Source organism: Synechococcus sp. PCC 6716 (assembly GCF_022570815.1).
GTDB lineage: Bacteria > Cyanobacteriota > Cyanobacteriia > Thermosynechococcales > Thermosynechococcaceae > Thermosynechococcus > Thermosynechococcus lividus.
Map to the genome: position 1 here is coordinate 307,767 of NZ_JAKLTU010000001.1, position 16,874 is coordinate 324,640.

General features: G+C 55.7%; 12 protein-coding genes, 1 tRNA gene and 1 pseudogene. 8 read left to right on the forward strand and 6 right to left on the reverse strand.

The window, feature by feature from the left end; genetic code table 11:
* Nucleotides 1-23 precede the first annotated feature (23 nt).
* From L5220_RS01475 to L5220_RS01485, 3 genes are all read left to right on the forward strand, one after another.
* Complete coding sequence (locus L5220_RS01475; protein ID WP_448514451.1) at nucleotides 24-1,796, forward strand: peptidoglycan D,D-transpeptidase FtsI family protein; 1,773 nt, start codon at nucleotides 24-26, stop codon at nucleotides 1,794-1,796.
* Between the two features lie 24 nt (nucleotides 1,797-1,820).
* Nucleotides 1,821-2,372 (forward strand): photosystem II reaction center PsbP, encoded by a 552-nt coding sequence (gene psbP, locus L5220_RS01480; protein ID WP_448514452.1) that lies wholly within the window; start codon nucleotides 1,821-1,823, stop codon nucleotides 2,370-2,372.
* Between the two features lie 10 nt (nucleotides 2,373-2,382).
* Nucleotides 2,383-2,455 (forward strand) — tRNA-Ala (locus L5220_RS01485).
* 169 nt (nucleotides 2,456-2,624) lie between these two features.
* Here L5220_RS01485 and dmeF read toward each other — a convergent pair.
* Nucleotides 2,625-3,617 carry a CDF family Co(II)/Ni(II) efflux transporter DmeF gene (gene dmeF / locus L5220_RS01490; protein WP_499571155.1) on the reverse strand — a complete coding sequence of 331 codons (993 nt, stop codon included), beginning with the start codon at nucleotides 3,615-3,617 and terminating at the stop codon, nucleotides 2,625-2,627.
* Between the two features lie 101 nt (nucleotides 3,618-3,718).
* Between dmeF and L5220_RS01495 the strand changes: the two genes are divergently transcribed.
* Together L5220_RS01495 and L5220_RS01500 are read left to right on the forward strand one after the other, a co-directional pair.
* Nucleotides 3,719-4,573, forward strand: a complete 855-nt coding sequence (locus L5220_RS01495) for a helix-turn-helix domain-containing protein (RefSeq protein WP_499571157.1) — start codon at nucleotides 3,719-3,721, stop codon at nucleotides 4,571-4,573.
* A 21-nt stretch (nucleotides 4,574-4,594) separates the two neighbouring features.
* Nucleotides 4,595-8,086, forward strand: coding sequence for an AAA-like domain-containing protein (locus L5220_RS01500; RefSeq protein ID WP_499571159.1), 3,492 nt, complete (start codon nucleotides 4,595-4,597; stop codon nucleotides 8,084-8,086).
* A 2-nt stretch (nucleotides 8,087-8,088) separates the two neighbouring features.
* On the opposite strand, the gene L5220_RS01505 is transcribed toward L5220_RS01500, so the two are convergent.
* The 3 genes and pseudogenes from L5220_RS01505 to L5220_RS01515 form a co-directional block, all read right to left on the reverse strand.
* Nucleotides 8,089-8,409, reverse strand: coding sequence for an MgPME-cyclase complex family protein (locus tag L5220_RS01505; RefSeq protein WP_448514456.1), 321 nt, complete (start codon nucleotides 8,407-8,409; stop codon nucleotides 8,089-8,091).
* Between the two features lie 78 nt (nucleotides 8,410-8,487).
* Complete coding sequence (gatA, locus tag L5220_RS01510; RefSeq protein ID WP_499498507.1) at nucleotides 8,488-9,942, reverse strand: Asp-tRNA(Asn)/Glu-tRNA(Gln) amidotransferase subunit GatA; 1,455 nt, start codon at nucleotides 9,940-9,942, stop codon at nucleotides 8,488-8,490.
* Between the two features lie 86 nt (nucleotides 9,943-10,028).
* Nucleotides 10,029-10,306, reverse strand: a pseudogene (locus tag L5220_RS01515) (zinc ribbon domain-containing protein); the annotation flags it as partial.
* 211 nt (nucleotides 10,307-10,517) lie between these two features.
* On the opposite strand from L5220_RS01515, the gene L5220_RS01520 reads away from it, so the two are divergent.
* The gene (locus tag L5220_RS01520; RefSeq protein ID WP_499571161.1) at nucleotides 10,518-11,576 is read left to right on the forward strand and encodes a PstS family phosphate ABC transporter substrate-binding protein; all 1,059 of its coding nucleotides are present in this window, start codon (nucleotides 10,518-10,520) and stop codon (nucleotides 11,574-11,576) included.
* A gap of 96 nt (nucleotides 11,577-11,672) precedes the next feature.
* Here L5220_RS01520 and L5220_RS01525 read toward each other — a convergent pair whose 3' ends face one another.
* Both L5220_RS01525 and L5220_RS01530 read right to left on the reverse strand, forming a co-directional pair.
* Nucleotides 11,673-13,934 carry a heavy metal translocating P-type ATPase gene (locus tag L5220_RS01525; protein WP_448526988.1) on the reverse strand — a complete coding sequence of 754 codons (2,262 nt, stop codon included), beginning with the start codon at nucleotides 13,932-13,934 and terminating at the stop codon, nucleotides 11,673-11,675.
* On the reverse strand, nucleotides 13,934-14,134 hold the full coding sequence (locus tag L5220_RS01530) for a heavy-metal-associated domain-containing protein (protein ID WP_448514459.1): 201 nt from the start codon (nucleotides 14,132-14,134) through the stop codon (nucleotides 13,934-13,936). Before L5220_RS01530 ends, L5220_RS01525 begins: the two co-directional genes overlap by 1 nt.
* A gap of 117 nt (nucleotides 14,135-14,251) precedes the next feature.
* Between L5220_RS01530 and L5220_RS01535 the strand changes: the two genes are divergently transcribed.
* Both L5220_RS01535 and L5220_RS01540 read left to right on the forward strand, forming a co-directional pair.
* Nucleotides 14,252-15,679 (forward strand): protein adenylyltransferase SelO, encoded by a 1,428-nt coding sequence (locus tag L5220_RS01535; protein WP_499571164.1) that lies wholly within the window; start codon nucleotides 14,252-14,254, stop codon nucleotides 15,677-15,679.
* On the forward strand, nucleotides 15,676-16,869 hold the full coding sequence (locus L5220_RS01540; RefSeq protein WP_499571166.1) for a lipid-A-disaccharide synthase-related protein: 1,194 nt from the start codon (nucleotides 15,676-15,678) through the stop codon (nucleotides 16,867-16,869). Before L5220_RS01535 ends, L5220_RS01540 begins: the two co-directional genes overlap by 4 nt.
* The last annotated feature ends 5 nt before the right edge of the window (nucleotides 16,870-16,874 follow it).

The window sequence follows — 16,874 nt, forward strand, 5'->3', positions numbered from 1 at the left end:
GTTGTGTTGCTGGGAGGGTGCCGATGACGACGGCCAAAGCAGTTGCCACGCCAAAGCCCATCGCCGCTGGTCGTATTTGGCTGATTCTGATCTTTTTACTGGGTGCCATGGCCGGTGTCGCAGCACGGCTAGTCTATCTACAGGTTCTCGAACGAGACACCCTAGCAGAAAAAGCCCGCCAGCAGCAGCAACACTACACCCCCCCAACTTTGGCACGCTACCCGATCACCGATCGCCGGGATACGGTTGTTGCCCTAGACCGACCTGTTTTTACCCTTTTTGCCCATCCATCTCACTTTAAGGTGGAGCCAACGGCGATCGCCCATGCCCTAGCCCCACTCCTAGGACAGTCCCCCACTCAACTGCTGGCAAAGTTTGGCACCTATCCCACCGGCGTGCCTATTGCCTACGAGGTGAGCGAGGAGGTTGCAGCTAAAATTCGCGCCCTCAATTACGACGGCTTAGAACTGAATCAGGCATGGCAGCGCATTTACCCCCAGCAAGAGTTAATGGCAGGCATCGTTGGCTATGTGGATCGGGAGCACAAGGGACAAGCGGGGATTGAGTTTAGCCAAAATGACTTTTTACAAGTGCGCAACCCCCAACCGTTGCTCTCCATGAATGCCTTGGGGCAGTGGTTACCAGCCCTTGCCCCCACGGATCCTCAGGTGCTCACTCAGGGCTATCATGTGCGCCTGACGGTGGATAGCCGCTTACAGCAGACGGCTCGCCAAGCCCTGCGGCAACAGTTGCGGAAATTTAATGCCAAGCGGGGCACTGTTTTGGTTCTAGAGGTAGCCTCGGGGGCACTGCGGGCACTGGTGTCTGAACCCTCCTACAACCCCAATCAGTACTACCGTGCGGATCCAGCGTTATTCCGCAATTGGGCGGTTTCAGATTTGTATGAGCCGGGATCGACCTTTAAGCCCATCAATACGGCGATCGCCCTTGAACTCAATGCCATTACCCCCAATACTGTGCTTCCGGATGAGGGGCGAATTATGGTGGGTGGGTGGCCGATCCAAAATAGTGACTTTAGCCAGCGGGGGGGGCGTGGTGCGCTGACGATTAGCCAAGTCTTGGGCTATTCGAGCAATGTGGCAATGGTTCACATGATGAACCGCATTCCCAGGCGCCATTACTATCGCTATCTGCATCGGTTGGGGTTAACCCAAAAAGTGGGCAGCGATCTCCCCTTTGAAACTGCCGCCCAACTCAAGCCAGCGGAGCAGTTTATTCACTATCCCATTGAGTCGGCCACGGCTGCCTTTGGCCAAGGATTATCCCTGACCCCTCTGCATTTAGTGCAATTACTGGGGGCGATCGCCAACGGCGGCGAACTGGTGGTTCCCCACGTCATTGAGGGGCTTTACGATGAAAATGGTCATCTGCAACGGCAGCCAAGGCGCGCCGAACCCCGACGAGTCTTTTCTGAGCGTACTAGCACTGAGGTAATCAACATGCTGGGGGAGGTGGTGCGCTCAGGTACCGGCAAGCCTGCCCATATTCCTGGTTATCGCTTAGGCGGGAAAACGGGGACAGCGCAAAAAGCCGTTGGCGGCACCTACGGAAATCAGCGTATTACCAGTTTTGCAGCGGTGTTTCCCCTTGAGCAGCCGCAGTACGTGATTTTAGCGGTTGTGGATGAACCCCAAGGGGATGATGCCTACGGCTCTACTGTGGCAATTCCCATTGTGAAAGCGGTCACTGAGTCTCTGATTACGATTGAGGGGATTCCCCCCTCCCATCCCGAAGAATTACGGCGACCCGCTGCTGCAACATCGGTGCCACAATAGGAAAGAACACAGCAGAAGGATGTTATGGTACAGCGTTTTCTTGCCACGGTGGTGGCGATCGTTGTGGTGCTTTTGACCGGGTGTACCGCCACCAGTGGTCTGCAAGCCTTTGTCGATAGCTATGACGGCTATGAATTCCTCTATCCGCGGGGATGGGTACAGGTACAGGTGGATGGTCCGGCAGACGTGGTTTTCCACGATATTATTCAAACGACAGAAAATGTGAGTGTTGTGGTCAACAGTGTCTCTAGCACTCAATCCCTTGAAGACTTGGGTTCCCCGGAAGAGGTAGGCGATCGTCTCTTGCGCAACATCATTGCCCCCAGCGAAAGCGGGCGCAGTTCTGCCCTCATTGGCGCCAGTTCTCAGAAAGCTGATGGCAAAACCTACTACATCCTTGAGTATGCCGTCACCTTGCCGGGAGACGCTCAAACCGCACGGCAGCGCCATAACCTCTCGAGTATTACCCTGAGCCGAGGTAACGTTTATACCCTCAGCGTCTCTGCGCCAGAGGAGCGCTGGCCGAAGGTTGAAGACCAATTTAAGGCAATTGTTGCCTCATTTACCGTATATTAGGAATACTGAAGGGGAGTTAGCTCAGTTGGTAGAGCGTCGCGATCGCACCGCGAAGGTCAGGGATTCGAGTTCCCTACTCTCCATCCACTTGGTCTATCCTAGAGGAACTTCATCATGGGCGTTTGACGGTTCTGGGCAGGTAACACGAAGCAAGCACAACTACACTTGGCAACGTTCCAGACGGGCAAGCAGAGCATGCCTGTTGCCCTGTTTCTGCTATGGGATAGGGAAGCTGCTCTTGTACGCATAGCGTCATGAGCCGGTGCATTCATAACACTCCAAGTAGAGGCTCAAGCAGGGATTGACTTCTACAGTCACATGAGTGAGGGCAGGAAGGTGCCGCAGAAGATTTTTGTAATGTTCCGGCGGCTGGGGAGTGTGAGTTACTAAGGAAAGAGCCGCAGCCAGATGCATAGGACTTACATGCCAAACATGCAAATCGACAACGCGGTTATCCGCATCGGCTTCGATGGCATGGATAATGCGTAGTCGCAGGCTGTTATCGGTTGCACTATCTAACAAAATAGGTGCTGTTTCGCGAACTAAACCATAGGCCCATCGGGTAATGACCAGTGCGCCAAGGATTCCCATCAGTGGATCGAGCCAAGTCCACCCAGCAACCTTAGCAGCCAATAGGGCAGCGATCGCTAGCACTGAGGTTAACGCATCTGCCAGAACATGGATATACGCCGCTCGCAGGTTGTAGTCAGCGTGGGACGAGTGCATTTTGCCGAAGTGGGTGTGCACCTGTTGGTGATGAGAATCCGCTTCAGGGTGATGGATATGAGCGTGATCCTCTCTTAAGAGCACTGCACTTACCAAATTGACCCCCAACCCCAGCAATGCCACCCAGAGTGCCTCGTTAAACTGAATGGTTTGCGGCTCAAAGACTCGGTACGCTGCTTCTACTATCATCAGAAACGCCACCACTGCCAAGGCGATCGCGCTGGTAAACCCACCTAGCACACTCACTTTACCTGTGCCAAAGGTGTATCGAGGATTATGAGCCTGTTTGCGGGCATAGTGGTAAGCAAACGCTGCAATGCCAAAGGCACCAACATGGGTTGCCATATGCCAACCGTCTGCTAGCAGCGCCATCGAGCCAAACAGGTTGCCTGCTATAATCTCGGCCACCATCGTGAGGGCAGTCAGAATGAGTACAAGGTTAGTGCTGCGTTCTGCGTGCTCCTGCCGAATCAGGAAGTCGTGGGAGTGTTGCCAGGGTTCGAGGGAGTGGATATGCATAGCGCCATGCTCAATTTGCCCTAGGTTACTATAGGATGAAGGCAATAGCTAGAGTGTACCACTGCAAGGACGGCAAAGACTGACAGTAGGAGCCAAGGATAATGCCCGATTTGACCGCTCAACAGGCAGAAAAACTTACAGAAATTGGCACCTTTCTGCATGAAAAACGGTTAGAGCTTGGCCTCAGCCTTGAGGACTTAGCCGCTAAAACCCTTGTGCGCCAGTCCATTCTGGCCGCCATTGAGAAAGGTGCCTTAGATGAATTGCCTGAAGCTATCTACACCCAAGGATTTATTCGCCGCTTTGCTGATGCGATGGGTCTAGATGGCAAAAGTTTAGCAGCGCATTTTCCGACGATGGCCGAATCTGCAAGACCGATTGATAAGCCCACAAGGGGTGGCACTGGCATTGGTTTTCAACTGCGTCCCATTCATCTGTATCTCACCTACTTTGCTGTGGTGGTGGCAGCAGTGGCGGGGTTAGCCTATCTGTTTCGCCCCCAGCCTCAAAGTATTACGGATATTCGCCCAGTGCCTACCCCTGAAGTAACGAATCCAAGTCCTAGCCCGGCCAATCAGGCGACATCCTCGCCTGACCCCACGGCCAGCCCCAATGCCGTCATGGCCACTGACCCCAGTCCAGCCCCAACCCCCAGTAGTGACGTCGTTGATGTGAAGCTTTCACTGTCGGGCTCATCGTGGCTAGAAGTTGAAGCGGATGGGGAGGTGGTGTATGTGGGGATTCTTGAGGCGGGTACCGAGCGCAGTTGGCAGGCCAAGGAACGATTAATTATCCGCACGGGCAACGCGGGGGATGTGAAGGTGAGTGTCAATAACGGCCCAGCGACCCCTATGGGAGCGGTGGGGGAAGTCACTGAAAAAGAATATGTGGTAGGGCAAGCGACTCCTAGCAGTACGGCAACCTCGACGATTCCTGATGCGTCAGTGCCTAATTAGAATCACACTAGGGCAGAGTCAATGAGGATTCCCCTAGAGTCAACCTCAAGTTATCAGGTGGGGGGGAGTTTGCCCACGGCCTCTCCGGTATATGTACAGCGGCAGGCGGATGCGGATCTCTTGGAGGGGCTAGTGGCTGGCGAGTTTTGCTATATCCTGAACTCGCGCCAGATGGGGAAGTCGAGTTTACGGGTACAGGTAACGCAGCGGCTGCTGACGATGGGGTACCGTTGTGCGGCTTTGGATATTACGAAAATTGGCAGTCAAAATATTCAACCGGAGCAGTGGTATGCCAGTTTTGTGGGTGCTTTAATTCAAGGGTTCCATTTAGGTGATGTGGTCTCACTGCGCTCATGGTGGCGCGATCGCCAACTGGTGTCCCCTATTCAACGCCTGAGTGAGTTTGTCGAGGAGGTGCTGCTGCCCCACACCAGCGAGCCGTTGGTAATTTTCATTGATGAAATTGATAGCCTCCTCAGCTTACCCTTTTCGACGGATGATTTTTTTGCGTGGATCCGTGCCTGCTACAACCAACGCGCCGATCGCCCCGAGTATCGACGGTTGACCTTTGCTCTTTTTGGCGTTGCCACCCCCGATCAGCTCATTCAAGATAAGCAGCGCACACCCTTTAACATTGGCCGAGCGATTGCTCTGAGTGGGTTTGACCTCAGCGAAGCCACACCCCTACTGGCGGGAATTGCCCACCTCAGCGATGCACCGGAGCAACTGCTTGCTGAAATTTTGGCTTGGACGGGCGGTCAGCCCTTTTTGACCCAAAAGCTTTGCCGCCTGCTGCAAGTCCATGCGCCATTTATGAGTGCAAGTGCCCTACCCACACTGCTGGCAGACTTTATCCATCAGCATCTACTGCAAGATTGGGAGCGCCACGATGAACCCGAGCACCTTAAAACCATTCGCAATCGTCTGCTGGCAGATGAGCAACGTATTGGCCGGTTACTGGGGCTATATCAACGGATTCTCGAGGAGGGAGGGCTACCCCTTGATGGCAGTCCTGAGCAGCGTGCCTTGTGCTTAACAGGATTAGTGTGTCAGCGCCACAGCCAATTGGTGGTGTTTAACCCGATCTATGCCCACGTCTTTGATCGCTGCTGGATTGAGCAGCAATTCGAGCAATTGCGCCCCTATACCGAAGACTTTCAGGCATGGGTGCGATCGGGGGGCAGCGATAGCTCGCGACTCCTACGGGGGCAAGCCCTCCAAGATGCTCTCCTGTGGGCAAGTGGCAAAAGCCTCAGCGATCTAGATTATCAATACCTGTCCGCTAGTCAGGAGGCCAACCAAAAGGCGATTCAAGATACACTCCTGTTAGAGCGACAGGAAAAGGAAGCCATCAGTGCCGCTAACCGCATTCTAGACGCTGCTCGCCGCAAAGCCAGTCGCCTTACCCAACGTGCCCTTTTGGCCTTGGGGGTGGTCTCGGTGATGTCCCTTGGAGTTGCAACCATTCTGGTTAAAACCCATGGGGAGCTACGAACTACAGAGCAGAGTTTAGCCCTTGAACAAACCAGCGATGATATTTTGGAGCAGTTCCAAACCCAAGAATTGGCGGCATTATTAGCGGCGATAGAGGCGGGACGGCGGTTGCAAACACTGGTGGGCGATCGCCCGTTGAGCGAGTACCCCACCACGCGCCCTCTGTTTGTCCTGAATACCCTGTTGGATCGCATTCAAGCCCGCAATCAGTGGCGGAGTGAGCGCTCCCCCCTTGTGGCCGCCCTGATCAGCCATGATGGCCAACAGCTGAGTATTAGTGAAGACGGCACCGTACAGTTTTGGACGGTGCAGGGGGAGGCAACCGCCAGTCACTCCTTGGATATTGGCGCTGTGGCTCTAGTGCGCATTAACCCCGCGGGCGATCGCCTCGCGGTGCTTAGCCGTCAGGGGCAACTTTCTGTCTGGCGAATTGAGAAACGGCAGGTTGTGCTGGAGAACCGCTTAACGCCAGTGGATGCTGAAATTGGTAACTTGCGCTTCAGCCCCGACAGTCGCGAAATTGCCGCCACCACAACAACGGGCAAAATTTTTCGCTGGCGCACCACTGGTGAATTGCTGAATGTCATTGCGACCCCCAGCCAAGCGATCAACAGCCTTAGCTATGGTCGCGATCGCCTAGCCATCGCCGATGAAGCTGGGTGGATTCGCATCTGGTCGCTGGCGGGAGAGCCATTGCAGGCATGGCGAGTGCAAACGGATGTTCCCGTTCCGCAGACGAGTTTAGCCTATCTAGGGAATGGCAAGCTGGCCAGTGCCGGAAAAGACGGGATTCTGCGCCTTTGGAACCGCAATGGGCAGCAGATCAACCAATGGCAGGTGAGTTCAGCCCCCGTTTATTTTGTGGGAACTACTCCCCGCCCCGAAGAACTCCTCACCCTCAGCACCGACAATAGCATACGCCTATGGTCAGCCGCAGGGGAACTCCTCGGTGATTTGCAAGGCCATGAGCGGCTGGTGAACACTGTCAGCTTTGATGCCAGTGGCCGCACCCTCTTGAGTAGCGATCGCGGAGGTCAGATGACCCTGTGGTACCTTAACCATAACCGCCTCGTACAATGGCTGGCGCAACAGGACAGTGTGTGGAGCTTAGCCCTAGATCCTCAGGCACAGACCCTAGTCACCGGCGGCAAAGATGGCCGGGTTAAGTATTGGCAGCGCGATGGCCACCTCCTTGCCCAAACCCCTGTCCTCGATGCAGAGGGAATTAATCAGGTGCAATTTACTGCCGATCAGCAGCGGGTGGCGATCGCCACTAAGGGCGGTAAACTGGCGCTCTGGAACCTTCAAGAGGACTCACTGCAAACATGGACACTGCCCATCAAAGCCCCGCTGTACGCCATTGCCCTTGACCCCCAGCAGCGGTATTTCGCAGCGGGGGACGCTAAGGGCGTCATTTATCTTTTAGACCTGCAACAGCCAGAGCACATCCGCCAATGGCAAGCCAAAGGGGAAATCTGGAGCTTAAGTTTTCATCCAGAGCGGCCACTACTCGCGAGTGCTGGAGAAGCTGGCGTCATCGAAGTCTGGAATATTCGTCGCGATCGCTTAGCCTATCGCCTTGATCCCCAACAGGGGTGGCTGGCAAGCGTTCTATTTAGCGCCGATGGTCAGTCTCTTGTGGCAGCGGGTGAAAGTGGCTCGGTGTATATCTGGACGTCTCAGGGGGGCGATCGCCGCTCGTTTCGTGCTCACCAGCGCAGCATTGTCAGCCTCAGCCTTAGCCCCGATGGTCAAACCATTGCCACCGCCTCCCCCGATCGCAGCGTTCGCGTCTGGAACCGCTCAGGGCAACTCATTACCCTACTCGACGATATTCGAGCCATTCCCTACAGCGTTGACATCCAAGGACAAAGAAATCTCTACATTGCCGTCGGCACTGAAGATGACGAAGTCATTGTTACACCGCTTGCGTCGCTGCCACAGTTGCTGACTGCTGCCTGTGACTGGCTACAGGATTACCGGACTCAAAATCCCGCCGTGGCCCACTCCTGCCCCTGAACCTAAACTTCGGCTAAAGACGCTAGAGGATGAGGCACCTCTTCAGTGGTGAACTGCCCCATCAAAACGTACTCCAACCGCAGCTTCAACCACTGGATAAATTGCTGGTTGGTGGAAATAATGGCAGCGGCGGGCTGCGGACAGCGGCTCTTGTGCTCAGCAAACTGGGGCTGTTCTAAGAAGGCGGGCTGGGGCACCAGCCAAAAGTCAATTTCCTTGCCCTGCTCGCGGTAGTTGCGCTGCCGCTCGCGAAAGACTTCCTCAAGGGGTTCTTCTTCAGTGAGAAATTTCTTACTCGCAAGAATGTAGTAATAGGTGGTCATTGCAGATGTTTACCGTTAACGTTAACACTAGTATTGCCGATCAACCTGACCCATTTTAGCCAAGCTCTTGCCAAACGTCTAAATCGCTAAGCTGGGCTGCTGCTGGTGCCACGGTGTGGCTTGCTCGTAAGCATACGCAACGCGGAAAAGGGTTTCTTCCTGCAGGACATTGCCAATGAGTTGCAGGCCAATGGGTAAACCGGTGGCATCAAACCCGCAGGGTAAGCTGAGGCCGGGTAGTCCCGCGAGATTAATGGGAATGGTCATCAAATCCGACAGGTACATACTCAGGGGGTCAGCAGTTTTCTCACCTGCTTTGAAGGCGGTGGTAGGTGAGGTCGGACAAATCAACACATCCACCTGCTCAAAAGCGTTGGCAAAATCCTCTTTGATCAGGGTGCGGACTTTTTGCGCGCGCAGGTAGTACGCATCGTAGTAGCCTGCCGAGAGGGCGTAGGTGCCAATCATGATCCGCCGCTTCACCTCTGCCCCAAAGCCTTGGGCACGGGTTTGGGTGTACATCTCCAGCAAATCCGCTGCCCCCTCAACCCGGAAGCCAAAGTTAACGCCATCGTAGCGCGCTAGGTTAGCAGAGGCTTCCGAGGGCGCAATGATGTAATAGGTGGGTAAGCCGTAGGCAAAACGGGGACAGGAGAGTTCCTGAAGGCTGGCTCCTAATTCTTTGAGGGTTTGCAGCGCCGCTTCAATGGCGGTTTTYACCTCTGGCTGTAGCCCCTCGCTAACGGTTTCTTGAATCACCCCAACCCGCAGTCCTTTGAGATCTGGCCGCAGCGCTTGGGTATAGTCTGGAACCGGTACCTTTAAGCTGGTGGCATCGCGAGGATCGTGGCCAGCGATCGCCCCCAATAAAATCGCGGCATCGGTGACAGTGGGTGCCAACGGCCCAATTTGATCCAAGGAGGAGGCGTAGGCTACCAAGCCGTAGCGCGACACCAACCCATAGGTGGGCTTGAGACCGACGACCCCACAAAAGGATGCCGGCTGGCGAATGGACCCCCCGGTATCCGACCCCAAGGCTGCGGCACATTCTCCGGCAGCCACGGCAGCAGCGGAGCCTCCCGAGGAGCCACCGGGGACGCATTCAACGTTCCACGGATTGGCGGTCAAGCCAAAGGCGGAGTTTTCCGTGGAGCTCCCCATGGCAAACTCATCCAGATTGGTTTTGCCCAGCATAACCGCTCCCGCTTGGTGCAGCTTTGCTGTCACCGTCGATTCGTAAGGCGGCACAAAGTCAGCCAGCATTTTTGACGCACAGGTGGTACGAACTCCGTAGGTGCAGAGGTTGTCCTTAATGGCCAAAGGAATACCACTCAAAAGGCCAATCGTCTCACCGGCAGCAATCTGCCGATCCACGGCTGCTGCTTGCTCAAGGGCGCGATCGCCAGTCACCGTCAAAAAACTGTGCAGAGTTGGCTCCAATGCCTGAATCCGCTCCAGATAGGCTTGGGTAATTTCAGTGGCGGAGCGTTCTTTTTTAACCAATTGCCGATGAAGCTCCTGAATCACTGACATAACATAGCTTTCCTAACAACGCGATAAATACTAGGCTGTACAAGCACTATTCTTCAGTGTACTTGGTAAACTACCCGACGCTCCTCCTACGAACAGAGCGTGGGCTTTCGGTAGCCCTGCAGTTGGCACGCCAACCACGCTCCGTAGGTGGCGTCAGCCATACCTCTAGGCTGGTTTACAGGCAGCTCCAAAAGCGCAATTACATTCGCATAAAATCTGCATCCCCTTGCCAGCCACAATGACCGCATGTGAACATCTTGCCCGACCGATAGGATTTGCTCCGGTCAGGATGAATATGCAGGCACTTGTGGCAAGTCTGCGATGTGTAGGCCGGCGGCACAACCACAAGGTTAACCCCTGCCAGTACAACGTGGCATCCAGCTTAGCGGCTTGCGACTGCGATACCTTGAGTTTGCAAGAGATACTCAGGACTTGAGCCGTAGCGCTATGATACATCATCAAAGTCAAGAGCCACATTCCTCCTGACCCTTGTCCTACAGACAAAGGGCAGGGCTCCTGCGGTTTTTAGCTGAAGTTGGGATAGTCTAAGGGCAGAGTGTTTGCCGATCCTACCTATGTCCCAAGGTAATAACAATAATGTGCTGCCGCTGCTAATCTCCCTCATCTTTACGATCGCCATTGTGGGGGTGGGGGGGGTATTGGTGATGCGGTTACTGAATTCTCAGACGGGAAATCCTCTTGGGGAGCTACTCACTCAAGACGGCTCAACCCCCAGCACGCCGGACGTCACGGTTGAGACCTTTGCTGAAGTTCGGGAGGTGCCCAGTGGTGTTTTTAACTATGGGGGCAGTACCACGTGGGCACCCATTCGCCGCGATGTGGATCCGTTAATTCAAACGGTATGGCCTAACTTTCGGCTGCGGTACGTGGATCCGCCCACGGGTACGCCAGGGTCTGGCAGCGGTATTCGGATGCTCTTGAATAATCAACTGGCCTTTTCTCAGTCGTCGCGCCCCCTCAATGATCAGGAACGGCAGCAGTCCCAGAGCCAAGGCACTCCCCTTGATGCTATTCCAGTGGCGATCGATGGCTTGGCGATCGCCGTCAACCACAACCTTCCCCTTGCCGGTCTCACCGTTAATCAAGTGATAGACATCTACACCGGTAAAGTGAACAACTGGAGCCAAGTGGGGGGACCTAACTTAGCCATTACTGCCTTTTCGCGACGACCAGAGGATGGCGGCACGGTCGAGTTTTTTATCAAGGAGGTGCTGGGGGAACGGCCCCTAGGCTCCAATGTGGTTATGGTGCGGGACACTACCGATGGCCTTCGCCGCGTTGCAAGCACTCTTGGGGGGATTTACTACGGCTCTGCACCGGAAATTGTTGGTCAGTGTAGTATTCGCCCCTTACCCTTGGGTCGTCAAGCTAATACCTTTGTGCCTCCCTATCAACTGCCTTACGTTGAACCGGCGCGCTGCCCAGCTCAGCGGAATCGTCTGAATGCTCGTGCTTTTCAAGATGGCAGCTACCCAATCACGCGGCGACTGTTCGTTATTGTGAAGGCGGATGGCAGTGCCGATGCCCAAGCGGGGCGTGCCTATGCTGCCCTACTGTTGACCAATCAAGGGCAATCTGCCATCGAACAAGCAGGTTATGTACGGTTGCGCTAGGGGCTAGCCCTCCTCAACTGCCCAGCAAGAGGCCAGTGGTCACTCCAAGGAGAAAGCCAAGCCCAACTAGCGTGACCCAAAATGTGATTGTCTGGGTCATAAGGGATGCCTGAGGGAAACGACTTGGGGACGAAAGTGGCGTAAGCGCAGGGCATTCAGGACAACGGACACCGAACTAAAGGCCATCGCTGCCCCCGCCACCATTGGATTCAGGAGCCAGCCCCAAAGGGGATAGAGAATGCCTGCGGCAATGGGAATACCGGCCACGTTATAGACAAAGGCAAAAAAGAGATTTTGGCGGATATTGCGCATTGTGGCACGGCTCAGTTGAATCGCAGTGACAATGCCGTGGAGGTCTCCGGAGATGAGGGTGATGTCACTGGTGGCGATCGCCACATCCGTGCCGGTGCCAATGGCAATACCGACATCTGCTTGGGCTAAGGCGGGGGCATCATTAATGCCATCTCCGACCATGGCGACTCGCTTGCCCTCTGCTTGCAGTTGCGCAATGGTCGCTGCTTTTTGATCAGGGCGAACACCGGCATAGACCTGATCAATTCCCACTTGCCGGGCAATGGCCGCAGCTGTGGTGGGATGATCGCCGGTGAGCATGACAACCCTTAGCCCTAGGGCGTGTAAGGTACGCACAACCTCTGCCGCCTCCGGTTTGACCGTATCTGCAATGGCCATCACCCCCACCACCCCTTGGGCGATCGCCAGCCAAATCACCGTTTTGCCCTGTGCCTCTAGGGTGTGCACTGCGGCAGCGAACTCGTGGGTTGCCATCCCCAGTTCCTCTAGCCAACGCTGGGTGCCGATATGGACAGTTTGTGTGGCCACGGTGGCAACCACGCCACTGCCGGGGATCGCCTGAAAGTCAGTCACCTCCTTCAGCGTTACCCCTTGGGATTGGGCGTAGGTCACCACTGCCACTGCCAAGGGATGTTCGGAGTGCCATTCCACAGAGGCCACAAGGGTGAGCACTTCTAGTGGTTCTGCCCCATGGGTGATAACGTCCGTAACGGTGGGATGGCCTTGGGTCAGGGTGCCGGTTTTATCTAGGACAAGGACTTGGATGGCTTGGGCTTGCTCTAGGCTGGCAGCAGTCTTAAACAAAACACCATACTCTGCCCCCTTGCCAGTGGCCACGATAATCGAGGTGGGGGTGGCTAACCCCAAAGCACAGGGACAGGCAATAATGAGCACTCCAATGGTCGTGAGGAGTGCCAAGGTGGCATTGCCCGCAACGCTGTACCAGAGGATAAAGGTCACGATGGCGATCGCAATCACCACAGGCACAAACCACGCCGTGATTTGATCTGCCAGCCGTTGAATCGGCGCTTTTGAACCTTGGGCTTGCCGTACTAAGCGGACAATTTGAGCCAAAAACGTCTCTTGCCCCACCCGGGTGGCACGGATCTGCAAGCTGCCTGTTTGATTGAGGGTCGCCCCAATCACCTCGTCCCCCACTCCCTTAGCCACCGGCAAACTTTCCCCCGTCACCATCGCCTCATCCACGGTCGAAGCACCGGCAATCACCTCACCATCCACCGGAATTTTCTCCCCAGGACGCACCACCACAATCTCCCCCACTCCAACAGCGCTGACTGGCACCTCTTGCTCCATACCATCGCGCAGAACACGGGCGGTGCTCGGTTGCAGCCCCATTAACTTGCGAAGGGCAGTGGTGGTTTCCCCCTTAGCGCGGTGCTCTAGCCATCGCCCCAGTAAAATCAGCGTGATCACAACGGCAGACACCTCGTAATACACATCGGGAGCATGGCCGTGCTGCTCAACCCTTGAGGGAAAGAGTGTGGCAAACAGGGAATAAAAATAGGCAGCACTGGTTCCCAAGGCCACGAGGGTATCCATGGTGGCGCTGCGGTAGCGCAGTGCTTTCCACGCCCCCCCATAGAATGACTCCCCACTCCAAAACTGAATTGGTGTTGTCAGTGCCAGTTGCAGCCACGGGTGATGCAGCCACATCGGGAGCCATGGGATAGACACCCCCAGCATCATGGGAAGGCTGCCCACCACCAGCACTAAGGTTGCCCCCCCTGCCAAGAACAAGCGGTGTTGCAGTTGCTGCATCGTTACCGCTTGGGCGTTGTCTTCAGCCGTGGCCTCAGCTAACAGGTCGGTATCCACTAGCGGTTCTGCCCCATAGCCCGCTTGGGCGATCGCCTGCTGGATCGCCTGCCAACTGACCCGCTGTGGATCGTAGGTCACCATTGCTTGAGCTGCACCAAAGCTAACATCGCACTGACTCACGCCGGGCACTTGCCGCACCGCTGTAGCAACGATATTCCCACAGGCAGCACAACGCATCCCCCGCAGGGTAAAGGCAATCTGAGCCATCACACCTCCTTGATGGTATAGCCTGCCCGCTGGATGACCTGCCGAACCCTTGGCTCGGGCGCAGTGGTCTCAATCTGGAGCCATTTTGTTTCCAAATCGGCATGCACGGTGGCTGCCGGATCAATGGCCTGAATAGCAGCGGTAATGGTGTCACGACAGGCGCTACAGGCCATATCAGGGACGTAGAGTTTGAGTTCCATGGCATGTTATACCTACTGTTAGTTCTATCCTTCAGTCTCCAGTCCACTGGAGAGTCAAGGGGAACCCTACCGCCAAAGACGGTATAGTGGGGAGCGGTTCCCTCCACACAACACGCTATGCCCCTCCACGCCTTTCAAACCCTTGCCTACGAGCCTGCCTTTCTCTCCCTTGGGACTGAGTATTGGGACGAAGTCCAAGCAGCGAGTTTTCCGGAGCACTGGCTGCGGTTTCGCAATGATGATCTGCTGCCTTTGATGGGGTTAAATCCTGCCAGCGTTACGGATAGTGACTTCATTGCAGCCTTTGGCCAGTTTCAGGGACGAAAGCCATTGTTGGCCATGCGCTACCACGGCTACCAATTTGGGGAGTACAACCCCCGCTTGGGCGATGGGCGAGGGTTTCTCTACGGCCAATTTCGCGGTGTCGATGGTTGGCTGTACGATCTAGGAACCAAAGGATCGGGCACAACCCCCTATTCTCGAGGAGGGGATGGGCGGCTGACCCTCAAAGGGGGCGTGCGCGAGGTACTGGCCAGTGAACTACTCCATCGGCTGGGGGTGCCCACATTTCGCAGTCTCAGCCTCATTGAAACGGGGGAGTCCCTGTGGCGGGGAGATGAGCCATCGCCAACCCGCTCTAGTGTTTTGGTACGCTTGGGTCGCTCCCATATTCGCTTTGGCACCTTTGAACGCCTGCACTACTTGAAGCGACCAGACTTAATTCGCCAGCTACTGGATCATGTTATTGACTACTACTATCCCCATCTGGGGGAGATCTCTGATCCTAAAGAGCGGTATGGCCAATTCTATCGGGAACTCGTGACAGCCACGGCGGACTTGGCGGCAACATGGCTGGTAGCGGGGTTCTGCCATGGTGTGCTCAACACCGACAACATGGCCATTACCGGCGAGAGTTTTGACTATGGCCCCTACAGGTTTTTAGAGCGCTACGATCTGGGCTTTACGGCGGCCTATTTTGATTACTACGGTCGCTATGCCTACGGCAATCAGCCAGCTATTTGTGTTTGGAATCTAGAAAAGCTGCAAGCCCCCTTGTCGTTTGTGATGCCCCTTGAGGCCATGCAAGCAGCTCTGCAATCCTTTGGCGATCGCTGCCGCCACACCTACCTCAAACAAATGCTGCGCCGTCTCGGCTGGCAGACGCTACCCGTGGAGCGCGGCTCCCTGCTAGTGGAGCAGACGCAAGAGTTTCTCAGCCGTAGCACCATCAGCTATCCACAGTTTTTTGTCAGCCTGCGGCAGGAGTTTTCAGCGCAGTGGGTTGTGGATGCTGGGCATATTTTCCGGGAGAGTCCGACCCTGTCTAGCGCTGATCAGACCCTACTGGGGCCATGGAAGGCGACGTACGTGCAACTGTTACAGGAGGCTACGCCAGAAGAGCGCAACGCCATCCCCGCCACCCTAGCGGCAGCCAATCCTCTCGTGATCCTGACGCAACCTCGCATTGAGACCATTTGGCAGGCTATTGACACCGAGAACGATTGGGCGTTGTTCAACGCTACCTTGGCAGCAATGAAGGCATGAGTGCGTCCCGCCGACGACTGTTGTGTGTGAGTAATGGCCACGGCGAAGATGCGATCGCCACCGCTATTTTGCAACCGTTGCAACAAGGTTGCCCCGAGATGGAGATGACGGCACTCCCCTTAGTGGGCGAAGGTCTGGCGTACCAACGCTGTGGCATTCCACTCCTGCAAACGGGCAAAACTCTTCCCTCCGGTGGGTTTATCTACATGGATTGGCGGCAACTGTGGCAGGATCTGCGGGCGGGTTTGGTCTCTCTTTTAGGCCAGCAATTCAGTGCCCTGCAACAATGGGCTAAAAACGGGGGGCACGTCCTAGCCGTAGGTGATCTGGTGCCGCTGCTTTTTGCCTACCTCAGTGGTTGTCCCTACAGCTTTGTGGGCACAGCGAAATCAGACTATTACCTTGACGGTGCCGCTTGGTGGGGCGCAGGCTGGGCGGGCAGTGACTACTTGCCTTGGGAGCAGTGGCTGTTGCGATCGCGGCGCTGCTGGGGAGTCTTTCCGCGAGATTCGCGTACTGCTCAGGGGTTGCAGCGCTTAGGTATTGCCGCCAATGATTGTGGTAACCCCATGCTGGACTTGGTGATGCCACCTCCGGAGCCGTCCCCCTTTCACCCCAAGACCATTGTGCTATTGCCCGGCTCCCGCGCCCCTGAAGCCTACCGCAACTGGCAACTAATTCTCAATAGTCTCATCCCCTATGCCGATGAGGCGATCGTGCTTCTAGCGGCCATCAGTCCCGGTTTAGAGATTGGCGTTTTTGAGGAGAGCCTTGGCCAGTGGCAGGGGATGCCCAGTCCATTAGCAGCTGCCCAAGCACGGCAGTATGGCCACCTACAACTGATACTGAGCCAGCACCACTTTCGGGAGTTTTTGCACTGGGCCGATGGTGGCATTGCCCTGGCCGGAACAGCCACAGAGCAAGCCGTGGGCTTAGGAAAGCCCGTGATCACCTTTGCGGGGCAGGGGCCTCAATTTMCCCGCGCCTTTGCCCGCCGTCAGCAGCAATTACTTGGCTCCTCCCTTTATTACCTTGAGGACCCGCGTGATGCGATGCCTACCCTCTACCGAATCTGGCAAGATGCGACCCAACGTCAACAGGCTTACAACAATGGCGTAGAGCGCATGGGCAGGGCGGGTGCTGGTGCGCGAATTGCCCATGCCCTTCTCCAGCGACTCAGCGCAGTTTAATCTGA

Excerpts from the sequence above, each read along its gene's own strand:
- L5220_RS01475 (WP_448514451.1), top strand. The coding sequence starts at position 24 with ATGACGACGGCCAAAGCAGTTGCCACGCCAAAGCCCATCGCCGCTGGT.
- psbP (WP_448514452.1), top strand. The coding sequence starts at position 1,821 with ATGGTACAGCGTTTTCTTGCCACGGTGGTGGCGATCGTTGTGGTGCTT.
- dmeF (WP_499571155.1), bottom strand. The coding sequence starts at position 3,617 with ATGCATATCCACTCCCTCGAACCCTGGCAACACTCCCACGACTTCCTG.
- L5220_RS01495 (WP_499571157.1), top strand. The coding sequence starts at position 3,719 with ATGCCCGATTTGACCGCTCAACAGGCAGAAAAACTTACAGAAATTGGC.
- L5220_RS01500 (WP_499571159.1), top strand. The coding sequence starts at position 4,595 with ATGAGGATTCCCCTAGAGTCAACCTCAAGTTATCAGGTGGGGGGGAGT.
- L5220_RS01505 (WP_448514456.1), bottom strand. The coding sequence starts at position 8,409 with ATGACCACCTATTACTACATTCTTGCGAGTAAGAAATTTCTCACTGAA.
- L5220_RS01520 (WP_499571161.1), top strand. The coding sequence starts at position 10,518 with ATGTCCCAAGGTAATAACAATAATGTGCTGCCGCTGCTAATCTCCCTC.
- L5220_RS01525 (WP_448526988.1), bottom strand. The coding sequence starts at position 13,934 with ATGGCTCAGATTGCCTTTACCCTGCGGGGGATGCGTTGTGCTGCCTGT.
- L5220_RS01530 (WP_448514459.1), bottom strand. The coding sequence starts at position 14,134 with ATGGAACTCAAACTCTACGTCCCTGATATGGCCTGTAGCGCCTGTCGT.
- L5220_RS01535 (WP_499571164.1), top strand. The coding sequence starts at position 14,252 with ATGCCCCTCCACGCCTTTCAAACCCTTGCCTACGAGCCTGCCTTTCTC.